Raw genomic sequence first — 21976 nt, forward strand, 5'->3', positions numbered from 1 at the left:
AGACGCATCGCGTCCTGACCTGCATTCCCAAGCAGGAGCGCTGGGAACGATAACCTCCACTGCCGTCCGCTAAAACCACCTGTCCGGCAACAGATTCCTTGCATACCACGGCCTGCGTGGCACGCGGCGTAGCAGGTTGCTCAATTTGTCATCCGCCGCAAAGGTAATACGCAGCGCAAGCTTCATGACTTCCGGGTCCATTTCCATGGTCGTGCCTGCCGCCTGCCCGGGCACGGTGCTGCAGCCGTGGGTTTCCGGCCCCAGCCACGGGTCGCTGACTTCAACCCAGCGGCCCGCTGCGAACCACGGCACGCCATTGACTTCCAGGCGCTTCACTTCGCCCGGATGAAAGCGCTCGTGAGCGCGGAACCAGTCGTCGATGCGATCGTCGATCCAGCCGTGAAACATCCAGAACACCGGGTTCACATGCGATGAAAACGGATCGGCGAGGAAGTCGTTTTCCGGCTCGAACCAGCGCTCGGCGAAGTCGTCCGAACGACGCGCCATCGGCACCGGCTGGCCGTTGGCAGGGTCGCGGGCGACGGAGGCCCAGCGCATGTGCAGCCAGTCGTGCAGTTCCAGCTCGACCTGCGAACCAAACTGACCCAACGTCAGCTTCGACAGAAAGCGCGGGTCGCGGTACTGCGACTCCCAGACCTGAAAGTGCGTGTGAAACGTCTCGTGGCTTTTGATATCGGCGACCAGTTGCGTGTATTCCTCATCGCCCTGTGCCAGCCAGTTGGGCGGCAGCGAACAACCGTCGTGATTATCGAAATAACGTGCGAAACCCAACCGGTCACGCTCCAGCTCAGGCTGTGGCAACGGAAACCGCGGCCACGACGGCAGGTCCTGAATCTTGCGGGCCTGAATCAGCATGTGCCGGTGCATGTAAAAGAAGTCTTCACCCGAACCGTTGCGGTCCTTGTGCGGGCCACGCGCATCACGCTCTTTCTCGCGCGGCCCCGGCTGCCAGCCGATACCACGCAGGGCGTTGCGCTTGTCTTCGGGCAGCTTGTGCCATTTGTCCCGAGAGGCATGCCACAGCTGGTGAAACAAGCGATGCTCCTTGGAAACCAGCCAGGCCAGAAACGGCGGACTCAGGCCGACCCGCTCGCGCGCCTCAGGGAACACCTGCTTGATGGCAATCAGGCGGTTTTCCAGCTCCGGCAGGGCCAACGGCCGGTCCAGACGTTCGATACGTCCGCTCAACGTGCCGCTGCCCGCATTGCCGAACGCGCCCCAGACTTCATCAAGGGTCAGGCTGAATTCGTAATCCGGAGTGTCGCTGTGCGGATCATTGCCAGCATGGCCGTCCATCACCCGCAGATACAGTTTTGCCGCGTTGGCCGGTTGCAGGTCGCCAATCACCCGGAAGCGTGGCTGTGCGTCGCTGCGCAATTGCTCCGGCGTATCGATATAACCGCGCAGGCCACGACCGCGCGGGGCAATGTCGAGAAACATTTCCAGACCTTCAAGCGGCGCATCGGCCAGCCCGGCATCGCGCCCCTCGAAACGCAACGTCCATACCCCGCGCAGCTTGTCGGCCAGGCGCTGGGTAGACGTATCTGCGGGCCCGGCCGTGGCCTCGCCCGGTGTCACGGGTTCCTCGACACGGGTGAGTTCCCGATGTGCGTAATAGGCAGCCGGAACTGCCGCGCCGGTCAGCGCCAGCCCTGCTATGAACCCTCGTCGAGAAATCGTCATTACCCTACCTGTTCCAGCACCGAGACAGCCGTTATCCAAGCTAGAACGTAAACCCGATGATTAAATTTAGCTGGCTGACCTGATCCATCTTCGAGCGCTAAATTTTTCGCCCATCCGCTCGTTCTCCACCAGATAGCAACAGCCCTTGCAGGCTGCGCAACGGTTAATCTGAACGAGACGGAAATGACAAGACCGCGTTGGAAAAAGGCTCTCTTCATCGGCCTGCCGCTGGCCCTGGCCATCAGTGCAGGCGCGGGTTTTCTGGCCTGGAATTACTGGTCGCCTGCCGGTTACCCGGTCAAGGTCATGAAGCAGGCTGACGACCTGCAAGAGCGGATCATTTCCTTCGACAGTCACATCACCGTGCCGATGAAATTCGGCAGCGAGGGCAATGAAGCCGACAAGGACGGTTCGGGCCAGTTCGACCTGGTGAAAACCGCACGCGGGCGCTTGTCCGGCGCAGCACTCACGGTATTCGGCTGGCCGGAAATCTGGAACGGCGACAATGCCCCGCATCGTCCGACACCCGGCTTTGTCGACGAGGCGCGCCACCAGCAGGAAGTGCGCTACAAGATCATCACCGGCATGGTTCGGGATTTCCCCAATCAGGTCGGCATCGCCTATACCCCCGACGACATGCGCCGCCTGCACGGCGAGGGCAAGTTTGCGATCTTCATCAGCATGCTCAACGCCTACCCGCTGGGCAATGACCTGAGCCTGCTGGACCACTGGACAGCGCGCGGCATGCGCATGTTCGGCTTCAGTTACGTCGGTAATAACAGCTGGGCCGACTCTTCACGCCCCCTGCCCTTTCTAAACGACACGCCCGACGCGCTGGGCGGCCTGTCGGAAATCGGCAAGCAGGCAGTGCAGCGCCTCAACGACCTGGGCGTGATCATTGATGTCTCGCAAATGTCGAGCAAGGCACTGGAGCAAGTCAGCCAGTTGAGCCGTACGCCAATGGTCGCCTCGCACTCGGCCCCGCGTGCGCTGGTGGACATCCCGCGCAACCTCAGCGACGAGGAAATGCAGCTCATCAAGCGCAGTGGCGGCGTGGTGCAGATCGTGGCGTTCCCGGCCTATTTGAAGCCGCTGACCCAGAAGACTCAGGACAAGCTCAACGCCCTGCGCAAGGACTTCGACCTGCCGCCGCTGCCCAACCTGGCCATGGCGCTGATGCCCGGCGACGCGATTATCACGGTCTGGCCGGAACAGCGCTTCGGTGCCTACGCCAGCAAGCTGTACGCGATCCTTGAAGAAGAGCCCAAGGCCACGGTCAAGGATTTCGTCGACGCCATCGATTACACGGTGAGAAAGATCGGTATCGACCATGTCGGCATCAGCTCCGACTTCAATGATGGCGGCGGCGTAAAAGGCTTCAACGATGTCAGCGAGATTCGCAACGTGACCGCCGAGCTGATCGAGCGCGGTTACGCCGAAGCGGATATCACCAAGCTCTGGGGCGGCAATTTCCTGCGCGTCTGGGAGCAGGTGCAGGCTTCGGCGCGTCCGGATGCGAAACAAACCAACCTCTCGAATGCCGCTAACCGAACATCAGGCGCAACCGCTCATGACTGACCGCAGAACCTTCCTCAAACAGGCCGGAGTGCTGGCCGCAGCCTTGCCACTGGGCTCCGGTCTTGCGTCAACAGCAATGGCGTCCGCACCTGCACCAACATCCACAGACAAATGGGTGCGCCTGAAACAGCTGTTCAATCAGGACCCGGATTACGTCCACCTTTCCAACTTTCTGGTCACCTCGCACCCCACTCCGGTTCGCGAAGCCATCGAGCAGCATCGCGCGCACATCGACCGCAACCCTGGCCTGGCGATGGACTGGGACCTGGGGGAAACCGAGCGCCGCGAACATGAAGTTCGCGTCTGGGCGGGCAAGTACCTGAATGCCCAGCCAGGCCAGATCGCCCTGACCGGCAGCACCACCGAAGGGCTGGCGATCATCTACGGCGGTCTGCATGTGCGCCCGGATCAGGAGATCCTGACCACCGAGCACGAGCATTCCTGCGCCCGCGACATCCTCAAATTCCGCCAGCAGCGCGAAGGCACACAGGTGCGCAAGATTCGCCTGTTCAAAGACCCTGCGACCGTGTCGGCGGACGAAATCATCGGCTCCATTGCGCGCAGTATTCAGCCGAAGACGCGAGTGCTGGGCATGACCTGGGTGCAGTCCGGCAGCGGTGTGAAACTGCCTATCGGGGCCATCGGTGATCTGGTCGAGGAACACAACCGCAACCGTGACGACAAAGACCGCATTCTGTATGTGGTCGACGGCGTACACGGGTTTGGCGTCGAGAACCTGGATTTCCCGGACATGAAGTGCGACTTCTATGTCGCCGGCACTCACAAGTGGATGTTCGGCCCGCGCGGTACAGGCATTGTCTGCGCCCGCTCGGAGCAGGTCAAAGACCTCACCCCACTGATCCCGACGTTCTCGGAAGCCACCGGTTTCAGCACGATCATGACGCCCGGCGGTTATCACTCGTTTGAACACCGCTGGGCACTGAACGAGGCATTCAAGCTGCACCTGCAGCTGGGCAAAGCCGACGTGCAGGCGCGCATTCACGAGCTCAACAGCTACCTCAAGCAGCGCCTCAAGGCGCAGCCCAACGTCGAACTGGTGACACCGATGGACCCTGCACTGTCAGCGGGTTTCAGCTTCTTCCGGCTCAAGGGCCAGGAAAGCGACGAGGTGGCCGCCTGGCTGATGAAGCAACGCATGGTCGTGGACGCCGTGAGCCGCGATGTCGGCCCGGTGGTGCGTACCGCGCCGGGATTGCTGAACAACGAGGCCGAAATTGATCGATTCATGGCCCTGCTCAGCCAGCGCAGCTGACGTGCGTGCACTGAATCCACTGTTTTCCGTTTTCCATCGAGACCCGTCATGAAAAAAACACTGCTGCCCCTTTCCGCCCTGCTCGGTCTGTTGCTCTGCGGCTCCACCCTCGCCGCCACGCCTGCGGCGGTGCCCGCGCCCGGAAAAGTGTTCAAGGACTGCAAGGATTGCCCGGAAATGGTCGTGCTGCCTGCGGGCACTTTCACCATGGGCGCACCCGAGGAAGAATTGGGTCGCCAGCCGGACGAAGGCCCGCTGCACGACGTGACCTTCGCCAAACCGTTCGCCATCAGCCGTTTTCAGGTGCTGAGCGGCGAGTGGAATGCCTATATCAAGAGCTCCGGCTACAAGATGCCGGATGGCGATACCCGGCCAGGCCGCGAGTGCAAGGCCGGCAAGCCGCGCTACCCACTGAGCCCGCGTCAGCCCGCCGTGTGCATGGACTGGAACGAAGCCAAGGCCTATGTCGAATGGCTGTCGAAGAAGACCGGCAAGTCCTATCACATGGTCAGCGAAGCGCAACGCGAATACGCGGCACGTGGCGGCAGCAAGGGCTCTTTCCCGTTCCCGATGGACGAAGGCAAGCCTTACAGCATCGCCAAACACGCCAACACCTACGGCCCGGAAGACGGCTTCAGCTACACCGCACCCGCTGGCAGCTACAGCCCCAACGATTTCGGCATTTACGACGCCCACGGCAATGTCTACGAATGGACCGCCGATTGCGAGACCAGCAACTACAACGGCGCGCCCACTGACGGCAGCGCGTGGCTGGCTGGCGATTGCACCTGGAAAATGATTCGCGGCAATGACTGGACCGAAGCGCCGATCTTCTCCCGCTCCGGCAACCGCAACAGCCGTCAGCCGGATGTGCGTGGCGACTGGCTGGGTTTTCGGGTCGCCCGCGACCTGTAACGGACTTCATGCGCGCCTGCGGCCTGCGACAGACGCGGGCCGCACTCACGGACACTGACGAGACACACCATGACCCGCAAAACTGAAAGCCTCGCCCGGGAAACCCTGAGAATCCTCAAGCCCTTCTGGTGGCTGGTGGCGCTGTCGACCGTGCTGGGGATTGTCAGCGGTCTGAGCGTCACCGGCCTGCTGGCCACCATCAACAATGCGATGAACATGCCCGGCGGTCCGGACACGCAGACCGCGCTGCTGTTCGCCGGGTTGTGTGTGCTGACCCTGGCCTGCTCGACATTGTCCAACCTGTCGACCAACTACGTTGGCCAGCGCGTGGTCGCCAACCTGCGCCGCGAGCTGGCTGCCAAGGTGCTGGTGGCACCCATCGAGCAACTGGAGCGTTATCGCTCGCACCGCCTGATTCCGGTGCTGCTCAACGACGTCAACACCATCAGCACCTTCGCCCTGTCGGTCGCACCGATGGTCATCTCGTTCACTGTCACCCTGGGCTGTCTGACCTATCTGGCGCTGCTGTCCTGGCAGATTCTGGCGCTGACCGTGCTCACCGTGGTGCTCGGCACCGGCGCGCAGTACCTGGCCCATGCGTACGGCATGCGCAGCATTCTGGCGGCGCGCAACAGCGAAGACGAATTGCAGAAGCACTATCAGGCGCTGTCTGCGGGTGCCAAGGAGCTGCGCATTCAGCGCAAGCGTCGTCAGCACATGCTCGACGAGAAGATTCATGGTGCCACCGAGCACATCTGCCGCTCGAACATTCGCGCCGCCAACATTTTCGTCAGCGCGGAAACCTTCGGTTCGATGCTGTTCTTTGCCGTAATCGGCATCGCCATCGCCTTCCAGACCATGTGGCCGACCACTGAAAAAACCGTGCTGGGCGGCTTCGTGCTGGTGATGCTGTACATGAAAGGCCCGCTGGAACGCCTGATCACCGCCCTGCCCGGCATCAGCCGCGCACAGATCGCCATGCGCCGCATCGCCGAACTGTCGTGGAAGTTTTCCAGCCCCGAACCCCACTTGCTGGTCAGCGACCGCCCCAATTCGTTGGCCAATATGCAAACCCTGGAATTGCACAACCTGCGTTATGACTACCCGCCGGTCGAGGGCAGCGACGCCTTTCATCTCGGCCCGGTCGATTTGAGCATCAAACAGGGCGATATCGTATTCATCGTCGGCGAAAACGGCTGTGGCAAGACCACGCTGATCAAGCTGCTGCTGGGTCTGTACACGCCGCAACAGGGCGAAATCCGCCTGAATGGGCAGACCGTCACCCCGGAAAACCTGGATGACTACCGCCAGTTATTCACTACGATCTTTGCCGATTACTACCTGTTTGATGAGCCGTTGCAGGGACAGGCCGCGCTGCCGCAAGACGCCGGCAAATACCTGGAGCGGCTGGACATCGCGCACAAGGTCAACATCAAGGACGGTGCCTTCACCACCACCGACCTGTCGACCGGTCAGCGCAAGCGTCTGGCACTGATCAACGCTTGGCTGGACGAGCGTCAGGTGCTGGTCTTCGACGAGTGGGCCGCTGATCAGGACCCGGCGTTCCGGCGCGTGTTCTACACCGAACTGCTGCCGGAGCTGAAGCAGCAAGGCAAGACCATCATCGTCATCTCCCATGACGACCGCTATTTTTACATCGCCGATCAACTGGTGCGCATGCAGACAGGGCAGATTCAGGTCGAGCAGGTGCAGAACGACACTTACGGCAAAACCATTCCGGCCTGATTCATCCATGCCTCGAAAGCCCCGCCCGGCCAGTCCGCGAGCGGGGCTTTTTGTTGCCCGGCGAAGCCATGCCCGCCCCAGCCAGATAGCCAAGCGCCATCTTTTTTCCGGAATTGTGAAAAATTCATTAAATAAACGTTATTCGCTTTCGTTCTCATTAACAGCGAATTGCGTGCACAGCCATCTCCCGCGCAACGCCCTATAAAAAAGTTGCTCACGCCTGCCCCGTCGACGGCTGAACCCGACTGCGCAGACCTGACCAACGCTCTCAATCTCCTTGCCGATACCCACTGGAAAGAGCCAATTCATGCACAACCCGTCACGACTTACCCCGCTCAGCAAAGCGTTGATGCTCAGTCAGATGTTCCGCTCCCGGCCATCCATGGCGGTCATGGGCCTTGCGCTCTGCATGCCGGTGGCCAGCCAGGCACAGGAAACCGCCGCAGACGGTTCGACCCAGACAGCCACGGTCAACCTGGCGCCAACTGCAATCGACTCGCAGTACCTGGGCACCGCCACTGACGGCACTGGCTCTTACACCACCGGCGCGGTAAGTATCGGCAAGGGCGCGCCACAGTCGCTGCGTGAAACACCGCAGTCTGTAAGCGTGGTGACTCGGCAAGTCATGGATGACAACAACCTCAACAGCCTGAGCAAGGTGTTAGAGGACACCCCGGGTATCACCTTCCAGTACCGTAATTTCGGCGGTCACGTGTACACCTCGCGCGGCTTCTCGCTGCTGGCGGAGAGCTTTCTGGTCGACGGCATTGGCGGGCAGGGCTATCAGATCACCGGCTGGATGCAGCCGGATATGGCCATCTACGACCGTGTGGAAGTATTGCGCGGCGCTTCCGGTCTGCTGGTCGGTGCCGGTCAGCCTGGTGGCGCGGTCAATCTAGTGCGCAAACGCCCGACCGCCGACAACAAATTTTCGATCACCACTCGCGCAGGTTCGTGGGATCAGTACCGCGTCGATCTGGACGGCAGCGGCAAGCTCAACGATTCGGGTACGCTGCGCGGGCGCATGGTCGCAGCCTACGATGACAGCGGTTCGTACCTGGACGGGCGCGACAGCCGCACCCCGCTGCTGTACGGCATCGTCGAAGCCGACCTGAGCGATGACACCACGCTGACCATGAGCCTGCGTCGCCAGGAACAGGTCATCAATGGCTACTCGATCTACGGCCTGCCGCGCTACAGCAACGGTCAGTCATTGGGCCTGTCGCGCTCGACCAACCTGGCGCAGAAGTGGAACCGTCTCGAAAGCGACATGACCGAGGTCTTTACCGAAGTCGCGCATCGCTTCAATGAAGACTGGACCAGCCGCACGTCGCTTACTTACTCGCAGGGCGGTTTTGATCAGAACATTGCCTATGCAAGAGGCGCAGTAAACCCAACGACACTGGCGGGTTCCAATTTTCAGGGCACACTGTTTCGCAAGGACGAGGTCGACAGCGTCGGTCTGAACAGTCAACTGGAAGGTAACTTCAACGCGTTCGGCCTTGAGCATCAGGTAACCCTGGGGGCTGACTGGTCGAAGCAGGACGCCAATACGCATCAGGCGACCGTGACGAGACGCACCGCAGTCAACGTCTTCGATGTCGATCAGAGCGCTTTCGCCAAACCAGCTCGTCCGGCCTGGCAAACCGACATCGACACCACCGAAGAACGCGCAGGCCTGTACGCCAACACGCGTATTCACCTGAGCGAGCCGTTGAGCGTGGTTCTGGGCAGCCGCCTGAGCTGGTATGACTACAAGTACGACGTCAAAACCGGTGCGGCCAAGGATTATGAATCCAAGCAGACTCAGGAATTCACCCCGTTCGCAGGCGTCATCTACGACATCAACGACAACTGGTCCTGGTATGCCAGCTATGCCGACATCTTCACACCGCAGGCCAACTACGTAACCTCAGGCGGCTCGCCGCTGGACCCGGCCATCGGTTCCAACTACGAAACGGGCTTCAAGGGTGAACTGTTCGACAAGCGCATGAACCTGTCGATGGCACTGTTCTACATCAAGCAGAAAGATGTCGCCGCTCTCGATCTGGCGGCCCAGGACAGTCTTACGACTTGCCCGACCAGCTCCGACGGCTCCTGCTACCTGCAGGACGGCATCAGCCGCAGCAAGGGTGTCGACGTCGAAGCCAGCGGTGAAGTGTTGCCAGGCTTGCAAGTATTCGGCGGCTATACCTTCAACATGCTGCGCAACAACGGCGATGCGGATGTCGCTTACGAAACGCCGAAACACATGCTGCGCCTCAACACCAGCTACAACCTGCCGGGCGCATGGAACCGCCTGACCCTGGGCACCGGCGTGTCGGCAGATTCGGGCTATGAAGTGCCGTCCAACAAACAGCTGGGCGTTTCTGGCAAGGCCATCTGGGATGCGCGAGCTTCGTGGAAACTGGACGAGAACTGGAAGGTGTCGCTCAACGCCGAAAACCTTTTCGACCGCAAGTACTACAGCACCTCGATCGCCACCGACCGCTCCAACGTCTACGGCGAACCGCGCAGCTATGTCCTGACCTTGCGGGGGGATTTCTGATCTGAGTCCAGGCTTTGACTCTTGTGCAAATGCTCCGCGCTGGCATGCCTTTGTGGACGTTCTGCGTCCGTTCTTGAATACGCGGCGCGGCGTAGATTTGTGACGCGGAGCGTCACCCAAGGCATTCCCACGCTGGAGCGTGCGGAACGATAGGTGTCCGTAAGAACACCTATCGTGCCAATGCTCCGCGTTGGCATGCCTTTCTGGACGCTCTGCGTCCGGTTTTGATGTGCGACGCGTTGTCGGCTTGTGATGCAGAGCTTCACGCGGGGCATTCCCACGCTGGAGCGTGCGGAACGATAGGTGTCCGTAAGAACACCTATTGTGCCAATGCTCCGCGTTGGCATGCCTTTCTGGACGCTCTGCGTCCGGTTTTGATGTGCGACGCGTTGTCGGCTGGTAATGCAGAGCTGTGCCCACGACCAAACTGCGCAAATGCATTATTCTTCGCCATCGCTTTCAACGAGTCATCCCCTCCATGCAAACATCTTCCAGCCGTCTGCGCACAGGCCGCGTGAAAACGCTTGGCTTGCGTCTGGGCGGGCTGGTGCTGGCATTGGCTTTTCAGGGCGAGGCACTGGCTGAAGAGTTCGAGTTCGATATCCCCGCGCAACCCCTGAACAGCGCCCTTAAAGAGCTGGGGCGCCAGGGCGACCTGCAAATTCTTTACAACCCCGATGATGTGAACGGCAAGTTCAGCAGCCCGGTGCATGGCAGGTTGACGCCTGAACAGGCGGTCGCGGATCTGCTGAAACAGGCTGGCGTAACGCACAACCTCGAGGCCGATACCCTGACCCTCGGCAGCGCGGCGTCAGCGCAGCCCATGAACCTTGGGCCGGTGGCGATCAAAGGCGACCCGTTCGGTATCACCACCGAGGGCAGCGGCTCGTACGCAGCGACCGGCGTGAGCATCAACAAGACATCACAATCGCTGCGCGAAACCCCGCAATCGGTCACGGTCATGACCCGTCAGTTGATGAACGACAAAAACCTCAACGGCCTCGACGAAGTGATGGCGCAGACGCCTGGCATCACCTTTTCGCAACGCAACTTTGGCTCTCATGTGTTCAGCTCGCGGGGTTTTGCGCTGGAAGACGAGAGCTACACCATCGATGGCGTGGCCGGCCAGGGTTACAGCGTGACCGGCTGGATGACCCCGGACATGGAGATCTACGACCGTGTCGAAGTGTTGCGCGGTGCGGCCGGGCTGCTGATCGGTGCGGGCAACCCCGGTGGCGCGGTCAATCTGGTGCGCAAGCGGCCGACCGCCTTAGCGCAGTTCTCGATCACCACCCGCGCTGGCAGTTGGGACCAGTACCGGGTCGATCTGGATGGCAGCAGCAAGCTCAACGACTCGGGCAGCGTGCGCGGGCGTTTTGTCACGTCTTACGAAGACCGGGGATACTTCATCGACGGTCTGAAAAAGACTGCGCCGTTGTTGTACGGCATTCTGGAAACCGACCTGAGCGAAGACACTACGCTCACACTGGGCCTGCGCCATCAGAGCGCGGATACCCACGGCTATTCGATTTTCGGCCTGCCCCGCTACAGCAACGGCAAAGCCATCGATCTGCCGCGCTCTACCTCCTTGGCCCAGGACTGGAACCGTCATCAGACCCGGACGGACGAGGTGTTCAGCGAACTGGAAACCCGCTTTGACGAGAACTGGAGCGGCACACTGTCTGCCACTCACTCCGATGGCGCTTTCGATCAGAAAGTCGCCTACGCACAAGGCGCCATAGACCCTGCGACCCAAAGCGGTTCGCGGCTGGTCAGAACCCTGTTTCGCTCGGATACGCTGCAAAGCGACGGCTTCGACAGCCATCTGGACGGTCGTTTTGACGCCTTTGGCCTGACCCACCAGTTGACCATCGGCGGCAACTGGTCTGAGCAAAAACGTGATTCGCGCTATGCCACCGTCAACAGCAATCGGCCGCTGGACATCTTCAATCCCGATCACGACGCGATTGCCGAACCTGCGCGTCCGGCCTGGCGCAGTACCGACTACAGCGACAAGCGTTATGGCGTTTACAGCAACCTGCGCCTGAGCCTGAGCGAGTCGTTGAGCCTGGTCATGGGCGGCCGGGTCAGTTGGTATGACTATCAGAGCCAATCCGCAGGCGTGACCACTCGCGCACAGGAGAAGAACCAGGTCACGCCATTCGTGGGTGTGATCTACGATCTGAACCGCGACTGGTCGTGGTACGCCAGCTACACCGATATCTTTCTGCCGCAGAGCGGTTATCGAACGGCATCCGGCGCATTCCTCGACCCGGCCATCGGTGCCAGCCATGAAACCGGTATCAAGGGTGAGTTGTTCGACAAGCGTCTGAACGTGTCTTTTGCGCTGTTCTATGTGAAACAGAAAGACGTAGCGGTCGAGGACGATGCCAATGCGGGCCAGTGCCTGAGCAACGACGCTTACGGCACCTGCTATGTGAATGGCGACATCCGGCGCAGCAAGGGTATCGACATGGAGATCAGTGGTGAGCCGTTACCGGGCTTGCAGACCCTGGCTGGCTACACCTTCAACCTCACGCGCGGCAGCGACGGGAAATCGATTTCAGCAGAAACACCCCGGCACATGCTGCGCTTGTCCAGCAGCTACAACCTGCCCGGCACCTGGCGTCGACTGACCGTCGGCGGCGGTGTATCGGCGCAAAGCGGCTACTCGGAGCACGAGTCGACCCAGCCCATCGACAACCCTGGCCGCGCCATCTGGGACGCACGCGCCTCATGGAAGATCGACGAACACTGGTCGGTGGCCCTCAACGGCAACAACCTGCTGGATCGCAAATACTACAAGGCAACCGGCGACATCGACCGCGGCAACTACTACGGCGACCCGCGCAACTACGTCCTGACGTTGCGCGGTGATTTTTAGAAGCCCGCGCTCGCACCTCACAATCAAGACCGGACGCAGAGCGTCCAGAACTGCATGCGACGCGGAGCGCCGCACGATAGTCGAGATTATCGTTCCGCACGCTCCAGCGAGGGAATGCCGTGCGTGACGCTCCGCGTCACAGATCTGCGCCGCACCGCAACCTCAAGACCGGACGCAGAGCGTCCAGAACTGCATGCGACGCGGAGCGCCGCACGATAGTCAAGATTATCGTTCCGCACGCTCCAGTGTGGGAATGCCGTGCGTGACGCTCCGCGTCACAGATCTGTGCCGCGCCGCAACCTCAAGACCGGACGCAGAGCGTCCAGAACTGCATGCGACGCAGAGCGCCGCACGATAGTCGAGATTATCGTTCCGCACGCTCCGCGTGGGAATGCCGTTCGTGACGCTCCGCGTCACAGATCTGCGCCGCGCCGCAACCTCAAGACCGGACGCAGAGCGTCCAGAACTGCATGCGACGCGGAGCGCCGCACGATAGCTGGGATTATCGTTCCGCACGCTCCGCGTGGGAATGTCGTGCGTGACGCTTCGCACCACAGATCTGCGCCGCCCCACACAATCAAGACCGGACGCAGAGCGTCCAGAACTGCATGCGACGCAGAGCGCCGCACGATAGTCGCCGGACCAGACACCTATCGTTCCGCACGCTCCGCGTGGGAATGCCGTTCGTGACGCTCTGCGTCACACAAGCCGCTCGGCAAGCCCCTGCAGGAACACTTCCGCGAGCACCACGTTGTCATGCCGCTGATCAACCGTTGTCGAGCTGCGCAGCCCGTTGACCGAGCACTGTTCAAGCAACACCGCTTCAGCCCGGGCAATCTGCCCTGGCGCACGGCTCTGCCCGGCCCACCAGCAATCGGCCTGCACGTTAAGCGTTTTCAGGGTAAATGTCTGGCTCAGCTGTGCGTTGGCTTCCAGTAGCTTGTAACCGGTTTCGATCTCGTCCTGCACGGCGATGTCCTGGAATATGCTGCGCAGGTTGTCGGCGTTCATGCCGGCCTCCAGCGCGACATGGTCGACTACCCAGTCAATCACCTCGCCCTCGCTGGACAGCGACTGCCGGGCGGTTTCGATCAGCCCCACAATCGACGCTTCCTGCAAGCCCGGCACAAACGCCTGCAGGCTCTTGATCAGGCTGCGATAGTAATTTTCGCCCTGTTTCTGCGTGGTGACCTCCGGAGCTTCTTCGACCCACTCCATCCCGACCGAGGCAGGCAGCTGGGTGTCCACCAGCCCAAGGAAACTCACCGCGTCGCCCTCACGCTCAAGCACATGCGCCACCTCGATGGCCAGCGCACCACCCATCGACCAGCCAAGCAGGTTGTAAGGCCCGTGCGGTTGAGTCATACGGATTTGCTCGACGTAGTAATCGACCATTTCCTGCCACGACGTATCAAACCAGCCCGGCACCACGTAAGCCTTGTTGACCAGCCCGTAAACCGGTCGGCTGTCGCTCAATTGACCCGCCAGCGGGTAATACGAGTACGTGCCGCCGCCGCCCGGTGGCAGGCAGAATAATGGCGCGTTGTCTGATCGACTGGCGTTCATGGCGATGACTGCCGATTTGACCTTAGCCTCATCGCTACGCATGAAATCGGCCAGTTCACCGAGGGTCTGCATCAACAGGAAATCATGCAGTTTGATGGAGACATCAAACGTCTCGCGAATCCTGCCTGCCAGCGAAACCGCCAGCAGCGAGTGGCCGCCCAGGGCGAAGAAGTTGTCGTTGAGCCCTACCCGTTCGACCTGCAGCACCTGCTCCCACAACGCGGCAAGACGTTGTTCGAATTCCGTGCGTGGCGCGACGTGGCCTTGCTGTGAACGAGCCACGTCCGGTTTGGGCAGTGCCCGACGATCCAGCTTGCCGTTGGCGGTCAGCGGCATCACCTCGATGAAGACAAAGTATGTCGGCACCATGTAATCCGGCACGTGAGCCTTGAGGTGCGTTTTCAGGGTTTCGCGCAGAGCGTCAGGCTCCTGAGCAGCATCAGTGCGCACCAGATACGCCACAAGCTGCTTGCCGGAAGGCCCGTCAATGTCGATCACATTGGCTTCTCGCACACCGGCATGCTCATGCAGACGCGCTTCGATTTCGCCCAGTTCGATACGCAGGCCGCGAATCTTCACCTGATGGTCGATACGCCCGGCGTATTCGATAACGCCTTCATCGCGATAACGCGCCAGATCCCCGGTGCGGTAAAGACGCCCGCCCTGCTCGTCGAACGGGTCCGGCACAAAACGTTCAGCCGTCAGCGCCGCGCGATTGTGATAACCCCGTGCCAGACCCACACCGCCCAGATACAGCTCTGCCGCAACGCCCTGCGCGGCAGGCAACAAACCGTCATCCAGAATGTGGGTTTTCAGGTTATCGATAGGTCGACCAATCGGCACGCTGAGCACGTCGTCCGGGGTGCAGGTCCAATGCGTCACGTCGATAGCCGCTTCGGTCGGGCCGTACAGGTTGTACAAGCCCGCCTGCGGCAGACGCGTGAGCACCTGGCCAGCCAGTTCGGCAGGCAATGCTTCACCACTGCACACCACACGACGCAGGCTGTTACAGCTTTCCACCTGCGGATGAGTCAGAAACGCCTGGAGCATCGACGGGACAAAGTGCAGGGTCGTGACCTGATGCTGGCGAATGGTCTGCACCAGCCGCTCCGGGTCGCGATGATCGCCCGACAGCGCTAATGCGAGACGTGCGCCGGTCAGCAGCGGCCAGAAGAATTCCCACACCGACACGTCGAAGCTGAACGGGGTTTTCTGCAATACCGTATCGCTGCCACCCAGCCCGTAGGCCTTCTGCATCCAGTGCAAACGGTTGACCAGGGCGCGATGGCTGTTGCCAGCGCCTTTTGGCTTGCCGGTCGAACCCGAGGTGTAAATCACATACGCCAGATTCAGCGGATGGCTTAGGTTTTCCGGGTTGGCAGTGCTGTAACCGTCAAGCCAGTCGCCGTCCTGATCCAGGCACAGGCTTTGTAACTGCGCAGGAACCGGCAGGCGTTCCAGCAACAAAGTCTGGGTCAACAACAAACCAATGCCGCTGTCCTGCATCATGTACGCCAGCCGATCTTCAGGGTAATCCGGGTCCAGCGGCACGTAAGCGCCACCGGCCTTGATGATTGCCAGCAGGCCGATGACCAGTTCCAGACTGCGCTCGACACAAATCCCCACGAGTACGTCCGGGCCAACACCCGCCTCACGCAAGCGATGGGCAAGCTGATTAGCGCGGGCATTGAGCTGCGCGTAGCTAAGTTGTTCTGCCGCAAAAATCAGCGCCGGAGCGTCCGGGGTGGCCAGCACCTGGGCTTCGATCAGGCTGTGCAGGCAGTGCTCGCTCGGGAAATCGGCGGCGGTAGCGTTCCAGTCGCGGACAATCTGCTGCTGTTCATGATCATCCAACAGCGCCAGCTCACCAATCGCAGCCTGCGGATCGCGCACCAATGCCTGCAAAACCTGGCGCAGATGCGCCGACAACTGCGCCATGTGCTGCTCGCTGAAATGCTGGCGGGCATAGCTGAAACGCATCGACAGGGTTTCGCCCAGATTGACCACCAGAGTCAGCGGGTAATGAGTCTGCTCCTGGGTGTGCAGGCCGCCGAACACCAGCCCCGGCGGTGCGGACTGTTGCAGCGCTTCGGACACCGGATAGTTTTCGAACACCAGAATGTTGTCGAACAGCGCCTCGCCAGCGCTGCGTGCCCAGCGTTGAATCTCGTACAACGGTGTGTGTTCATGCTCACGCAAGGCGATGTTTTTCGTCTGCACCTGCTGTACCCAGTCCGCCACCCGCTGTTCCGGGCGCGGGCTGGCGATCACCGGCAAGGTGTTGATGAACAGCCCCAGTTGCTCCTCGACGCCCGGCAGGTCAGCCGGACGCCCGGCCACGGTAGCGCCAAAGGTCACGCTCGACTGCCCGGTGTAGCGTTGCAGCACCAACAGCCAGGCCGATTGCACCAGCGTGTTGAGGGTGACGCGCTGCTCGCGGGCAAACTCGCTCAACTGGCGGGTGCCATCGGCATCGATCAGTTGCAGGTAATCACCATGCCCCTGCTCGCTCCCGGACGCTTTGAAGGCCTGAACCAACCGGGTCGGCTCGTCCAGCTCGGCCAGTTGGCCGGTCCAGAAACGTTCGCTGAGCGCAGCATCCTGACGCTGCAGCCATTCGATGTAATCGCGATAACGGCTGACTTGCCTCGGCAGTGTGTGGCCGCTGTAGCGTTGCAGCACTTCACCCAGCAGCCGCGAGCTGCTCCAGCCGTCCATGAGAATGTGATGGCTGGTGTAGATCAGTTGATGCGTCTGCTCGCCAGTGCGCAATACGGCCAGGCGCAGAAGCGGCCCCCGAGCCAGGTCGAAGCCCTGCTGGCGATCGGCATTCGCCCAAGCGTCGATCCATTCGCCTGATTGCGCACGAGCATCCAGTTCGACGAACGGCATGCTGACATCGCGCAACACCACTTGCAGCGACTGCTCAAGATGGCTGACAAAGCCGCTGCGCAGTACTTCATGAGCATCCAGCGTGGCCTGCCAGGCGGCGCGGAAACGCGGCACGTCCAGGCCACTGACCTCGACGCGCATCTGGTTGATGTAATTGCCCGCTTCCTGCTCGAACAGGGTGTGGAACAACATGCCCTGCTGCATCGGTGCCAGCGGGTAGATATCTTCGATCTGCGCCGCAGGGATTGGCAAACGGCTCAACTGCGACTGGCTCAGGCGTGCCAGCGGGAAGTCCGACGGCGTCACGCCGGCTACGCCTTCGCGGGTGCAATGCGCAATCAATTGTTGCAGTTCAACCGCGTATTCATCGGCCAGCCGCTGCACGGTGTCACGTTCAAACACCGCACCGCTGAAGGTCCAGCTCAGGCGCAATTCGCCGCCATACACCTGACCATTGATGCTGAGCGGCGCACTCAGCGGCGCATCGGCGCTCTGCGACGCGCCGCTGCTCTCGGCCGAGGGCGTGAACAGCGCGCCTTGTGCGTCGAAGCTGCCGTCGAACTGCCCGAGGTAATTGAACACGATACTGCCCAGCGGTAACGCTTGCAGGGCCTGCCGCGCAGATTCGCTGCCCAGATAACGCAGGGCACCGTAACCAATGCCCTTGTCAGGCACTGCGCGCAGCTGTTCCTTGATGGCCATGAGCGAATCAGCCAGCGTGGCCTGCGGCGTGAGCCGGACCGGGTAGAGGTTGCTGAACCAGCCGACCGTACGGGTGATGTCCAGCGCGTCGAAGAGGTCTTCGCGGCCGTGCCCTTCCAGACGAATCAGCGCATGCGGCTGCGCGGTCCAGCGACTGACCACCCGCGCCAACGCGGTCAGTAGCAGGTCGTTAATCTGGGTGCGATAGGCCGCCGGAGCATCTTGCAGCAGTTGCCGGGTCTGCTCGCCATTCAAGTGCGTAACCACCGACAGCGCGTGCTTCTGTTGCTGACCGCCGTGCGGGTAATCGCAGGGCAAGGCGTCGCTGACGTCCTGCAACTGCATCTGCCAATAGTCCAGTTCCTGCGCCAGCACAGGGCTTTGCGCGTAGGCCTGCAAGTGCTCGGCCCAGCTTTGCAGCGAGCTGGTCTTCGTAGGCAGCGCCAATGGCTGGCCTGCTGCGATGGCGATATACGCCTGTTGCAGATCTTCCAGCAGCACCCGCCACGACACGCCATCCACCACCAGGTGATGAATCACCAGCAACAAACGCTGCTCGCCCTGCGGCAAGTCGATCAGCACCGCACGCAGCAACGGGCCGTTTTTCAGGTCCAGACTGCGTTGTGCTTCGTCGGCCAATTCAGACAAGCGCTCGGCACTGTCCAGTTCGTGGGTCCACAGCAGGTCGCGAGTGTTCAGCGCGCCGAACGTGGCTCGCCATTGGCCGTCTTGCTGAGCAAAACCCAGACGCAGCGCATCGTGCTGTTCGATCAGTGCAGTCAGTGCAGCTTGAAGATGGATTGCATCCAGCGTTTGCAGGGGCTTGAGCGTCAGCGCCTGATTCCAGTGCTGACGCTCGGGAATATCCTGTTCAAAGAATCGTGCCTGGATCGGCAGCAACGGCAGCGACCCACTGACCTGTTCGACCGCCGCAGCTGGCTTTTTCTGGATCAGTTTTGCCACCGAGGCTAACTGGCCGATGGTCTGCTTTTCGAACAACTGCTTGGGGCTGAGCTTGATGCCCTGACGCTTGGCGCGAGCGATGATCTGCAGGCTTAGGATCGAGTCGCCGCCCAGTTCGAAGAAGTTGTCAGTGCTGCCGACCTGTTCCAGTTTCAGTACGTCAGCCCACACGGCGGCGAGCTTTTCCTCGATCTCGCCGACTGGCGCGGTGTAGCGCTGTTTGACCACGCCGGGTTTAGGCAAGGCGCGCTTGTCGAGCTTGCCGTTGGCGGTCACGGGCAACCTGTCCAGCAGCATGATCTGCGCGGGCACCAGATACTCGGGCAAACGCGCAGCCAGTTGCTCGCGCAGGCTGTCGACACTGAGGCTCGCACCAGCCGCCGCAACACAGTACGCCACCAGTTGCAGGCGTGTTTCGTCGCTTTCCAGCGGCTGCGCCAGCACCACGGCTTCGGCGACGTTTTCCAGGGTTTGCAGCAACTGGCCGACTTCCCCCGGCTCGACCCGATAACCGCGAATTTTCACCTGATCATCCGCGCGCCCCAGGTACTCCAGCACGCCGTCCACCCAACGCGCGCGGTCACCCGCACGGTACAGGCGCTGACCATCGGCATGCGGGTCCGGCACGAAGCGTTCGGCGGTCATCGCCGCACGGCCCAGATAGCCCTGCGCCAGACCGTGACCGCCCAGATACAGCTCGCCCGCCACGCGTTCGGCAACCGGGTTGAGATAGGCGTCCAGCACCCGCGCTTTGCCATTGGCCAGTGGTTGACCGACCGGCACACTGCGGCAAGCGTCAACGCGCTCGGCGACTTCATGGGTGAGGATGCCGACCGTGGTTTCCGTCGGGCCGTAGTGGTTGACGATCCGGCAGCCCGGTTTGAGCGCGCGGATTTGCTCGATCAACGCCCAGGAACTGGCCTCGCCACCCAGAATCAGCAATTGGCCCGGCAGCACGTCGGTCGGGTTGGCGGCTTGCAGCAGCCCCTGCAAATGGCTGGGTACGATTTTCAGCACTGCAACCTGATGCTCAGCCATGTAACGCGCGAAGCCATCAGGGTCGAACGCCTGCTCATGAGACAGCAGATGCAGCGGCCGACCGGACGCCAGCGCACCGAACAGCAGTGTATGGCCCAGATCTGCCGCGACAGTCGACACCATCGCCATGCTCGCCCCGTCATCCAGCGACAGGCGCTCAAGCACGCCCTGCACGTAGTTGGCCAGCGCGCCGTGGCTGATTACCACGCCCTTCGGCTGCCCGGTGGAGCCGGAGGTGTAGATGATGTAAGCCGGTTGCTCGGCGATGACACGCACATTCAGCGCACTGCCATCCACCGCGGACCATAGCGCAGCATCGAAGGCCAGTACCGGGCACACACCCAGTTGCGCGGCCTTGTCGTCGCCGGACGCGTGAATCAACAACGCCGCGCCGCTGTCACGAACCAGTTGCTGCAAACGCTCGGCAGGTTGTGCGCTGTCCAGCGGCAGGTAAACGGCACCGAGTTTGAGCACCGCCAGCAGGCTGACCACCCATTCCACAGAGCGGTCCAGGCACAGCGCAACGGTCATGCCCGGCTTGATGTGCTGCGCATGCAGGTAGCGGGCGAACTGGTTACTGCGTTGTTCAAGTTCATCAAAGCTCAACACCTGCTGGCCAACGCGCAACGCGGTCTTGCCCCGTCCGATGCGCAGGCCCTGTTGCCACAGGCTGAGGAAGTCATCGCAGGCAAAATCGGCGCTCTGCTCAGCGACCGGCAACCATACTGCTTGCGGCTGATCAGCCAGACGCTGGTCAGTGTCCACGACCAGTGCTTGCATCACGGCACGCAGCGCGTCGGCCATGCGCTCGATGGTCGATGGCTCGAACAGGTCGGTGGCGTAAGTAAAATAACCGCGTATGCCGCGCGGCGTGTCGGTGAAGTCGAAGGCCAGATCAAAGCGTGCATCGCTGCTGCCAATCGGAAACTCATCGACGGTCAGGCCCGACACACGTTGCCCGCTGTCTTCGGCCGCCAGCACATGCTGATTGATCTTGAACTGGAACAACGGGTTGTGACCCAGATTACGCTCGGGTGCCAGTGCGTCCACCAGATGTTCAAAGGGCAGCTCCTGATGCGACTGGGCACCGGTCACGACCTGTTTCACCTGATCCAGCAACTGCGCAAAGCTCTGCTGCTCATCCACCTGCACACGCAGGACCTGAGTGTTGATGAAGAAGCCGATCAGGCCTTCCAGCTCGCTACGGGTGCGCCCGGCGTTGGGCGCACCAATGCGAATGTCGGCCTGACCACTGAAACGCGACAGCACCACCGACAGTGCCGCCAGAGTCAGCATGAACAAGGTCTGGCCGCTATTGCGCGCCAGGCTTTTCAGCTGCGTAGACAATTGTTCCGGCACATCGACGCGCACCGTCGCGCCACGCTGGCTCGGTTGCAGCGGACGCTGATGATCCAGCGGCAGGCTCAATAGCGGATGCTCAGTGCCCAACTGCTGCTTCCAGTAGTTCAACTGCCGCTCGCCCTCCCCGGCTTCCAGCCATGCGCGCTGCCAGATCGCGTAGTCGGCATATTGAATGGCCAGCGCAGGCAATTGCGCTGGCTGCCCGGAGACCTGCGCCTGATACAACTGCACAAACTCACGAATCAGCACTTCGCCGGACCAGCCATCGGAGACGATGTGATGCATGCACACGGTCAGGACGTGCTCGGCTTCGCCCAATTGAAACAGCCTGACCCGCAGTAATGTACCGCTGAGCAAATCGAAGGGCTTTTGCAGCTCGGCGCGCACCTGGTTTTCGATGTCGGCTGGCGCAACCGAGGCAAACTCAAGGGCAACGGTCGCCTGCTGAAGAATCTCCTGATAAAACGCGCCGTCCTCGGAAACAAACCGGGTGCGCAGGGTTTCGTGGCGCTGCACCAGCCTGTCCAGCGCTGCGCTCAATGCCTGGCGGTCCAGCGGGCCATTCAGACGCACTGCCATAGGCACGTTGTACGCGGCGTTGCCCGGTTCCATCTGCCAGAGAAACAGCATGCGCTGCTGGGCGTAGGACAGCGGGATACGCGCTACATCATGCCGGGTTACAGCGATGGGCAGCAGTTTGAAGCTCTGCCCGGTCTCGTGCATCTTGTTCAGAATCTGGCGGCGCTGTTCGACGGGCAAACCAACGAAACGCTGGGCGATACGCTCTGCTGCAGACTTGTCCATG

At 61.3% G+C, this 21976-nt stretch carries 9 protein-coding genes; 6 read left to right on the forward strand and 3 right to left on the reverse strand.

Going from position 1 to position 21976, the window contains the following annotated elements; translation table 11 throughout:
• Positions 1-69: 69 nt before the first annotated feature.
• Positions 70-1704 (reverse strand): PvdJ/PvdD/PvdP-like protein, encoded by a 1635-nt coding sequence (locus tag RYB09_RS02380; RefSeq protein WP_316887328.1) that lies wholly within the window; start codon positions 1702-1704, stop codon positions 70-72.
• A 183-nt stretch (positions 1705-1887) separates the two neighbouring features.
• Here RYB09_RS02380 and pvdM point away from each other — a divergent pair, with 183 nt between their 5' ends.
• The 4 genes from pvdM (at position 1888) to RYB09_RS02400 (ending at position 7216) form a co-directional block, all read left to right on the forward strand.
• Complete coding sequence (pvdM, locus tag RYB09_RS02385) at positions 1888-3282, forward strand: pyoverdine-tailoring dipeptidase-like protein PvdM (RefSeq protein WP_122258706.1); 1395 nt, start codon at positions 1888-1890, stop codon at positions 3280-3282.
• A complete protein-coding gene (locus tag RYB09_RS02390; protein ID WP_316887332.1) occupies positions 3275-4555 on the forward strand; it encodes an aminotransferase class V-fold PLP-dependent enzyme in 1281 nt (426 codons plus the stop codon). Before pvdM ends, RYB09_RS02390 begins: the two co-directional genes overlap by 8 nt.
• Positions 4556-4603: 48 nt before the next feature.
• A complete protein-coding gene (locus tag RYB09_RS02395) occupies positions 4604-5470 on the forward strand; it encodes a formylglycine-generating enzyme family protein (RefSeq protein WP_316887334.1) in 867 nt (288 codons plus the stop codon).
• A gap of 69 nt (positions 5471-5539) precedes the next feature.
• Positions 5540-7216, forward strand: coding sequence for a cyclic peptide export ABC transporter (locus RYB09_RS02400; RefSeq protein WP_316887336.1), 1677 nt, complete (start codon positions 5540-5542; stop codon positions 7214-7216).
• Here RYB09_RS02400 and RYB09_RS02405 read toward each other — a convergent pair.
• Positions 7192-7434, reverse strand: a complete 243-nt coding sequence (locus tag RYB09_RS02405) for a hypothetical protein (RefSeq protein ID WP_160329167.1) — start codon at positions 7432-7434, stop codon at positions 7192-7194. The two genes, RYB09_RS02400 and RYB09_RS02405, sit on opposite strands and share 25 nt — an antisense overlap.
• An 89-nt stretch (positions 7435-7523) precedes the next feature.
• On the opposite strand from RYB09_RS02405, the gene RYB09_RS02410 reads away from it, so the two are divergent.
• A complete protein-coding gene (locus RYB09_RS02410) occupies positions 7524-9764 on the forward strand; it encodes a TonB-dependent siderophore receptor (RefSeq protein ID WP_316887339.1) in 2241 nt (746 codons plus the stop codon).
• A gap of 478 nt (positions 9765-10242) precedes the next feature.
• Positions 10243-12648 carry a TonB-dependent siderophore receptor gene (locus tag RYB09_RS02415; RefSeq protein WP_316887341.1) on the forward strand — a complete coding sequence of 802 codons (2406 nt, stop codon included), beginning with the start codon at positions 10243-10245 and terminating at the stop codon, positions 12646-12648.
• Between the two features lie 699 nt (positions 12649-13347).
• On the opposite strand, the gene RYB09_RS02420 is transcribed toward RYB09_RS02415, so the two are convergent.
• Complete coding sequence (locus RYB09_RS02420) at positions 13348-21975, reverse strand: non-ribosomal peptide synthetase (protein WP_316887343.1); 8628 nt, start codon at positions 21973-21975, stop codon at positions 13348-13350.
• Position 21976: the final 1 nt, after the last annotated feature.

The organism is Pseudomonas syringae group sp. J254-4, assembly GCF_032586855.1.
GTDB lineage: Bacteria > Pseudomonadota > Gammaproteobacteria > Pseudomonadales > Pseudomonadaceae > Aquipseudomonas > Aquipseudomonas amygdali.

Excerpts from the sequence above, each read along its gene's own strand:
- RYB09_RS02380 (WP_316887328.1), bottom strand. The coding sequence starts at position 1,704 with ATGACGATTTCTCGACGAGGGTTCATAGCAGGGCTGGCGCTGACCGGC.
- pvdM (WP_122258706.1), top strand. The coding sequence starts at position 1,888 with ATGACAAGACCGCGTTGGAAAAAGGCTCTCTTCATCGGCCTGCCGCTG.
- RYB09_RS02390 (WP_316887332.1), top strand. The coding sequence starts at position 3,275 with ATGACTGACCGCAGAACCTTCCTCAAACAGGCCGGAGTGCTGGCCGCA.
- RYB09_RS02395 (WP_316887334.1), top strand. The coding sequence starts at position 4,604 with ATGAAAAAAACACTGCTGCCCCTTTCCGCCCTGCTCGGTCTGTTGCTC.
- RYB09_RS02400 (WP_316887336.1), top strand. The coding sequence starts at position 5,540 with ATGACCCGCAAAACTGAAAGCCTCGCCCGGGAAACCCTGAGAATCCTC.
- RYB09_RS02410 (WP_316887339.1), top strand. The coding sequence starts at position 7,524 with ATGCACAACCCGTCACGACTTACCCCGCTCAGCAAAGCGTTGATGCTC.
- RYB09_RS02415 (WP_316887341.1), top strand. The coding sequence starts at position 10,243 with ATGCAAACATCTTCCAGCCGTCTGCGCACAGGCCGCGTGAAAACGCTT.
- RYB09_RS02420 (WP_316887343.1), bottom strand. The coding sequence starts at position 21,975 with ATGGACAAGTCTGCAGCAGAGCGTATCGCCCAGCGTTTCGTTGGTTTG.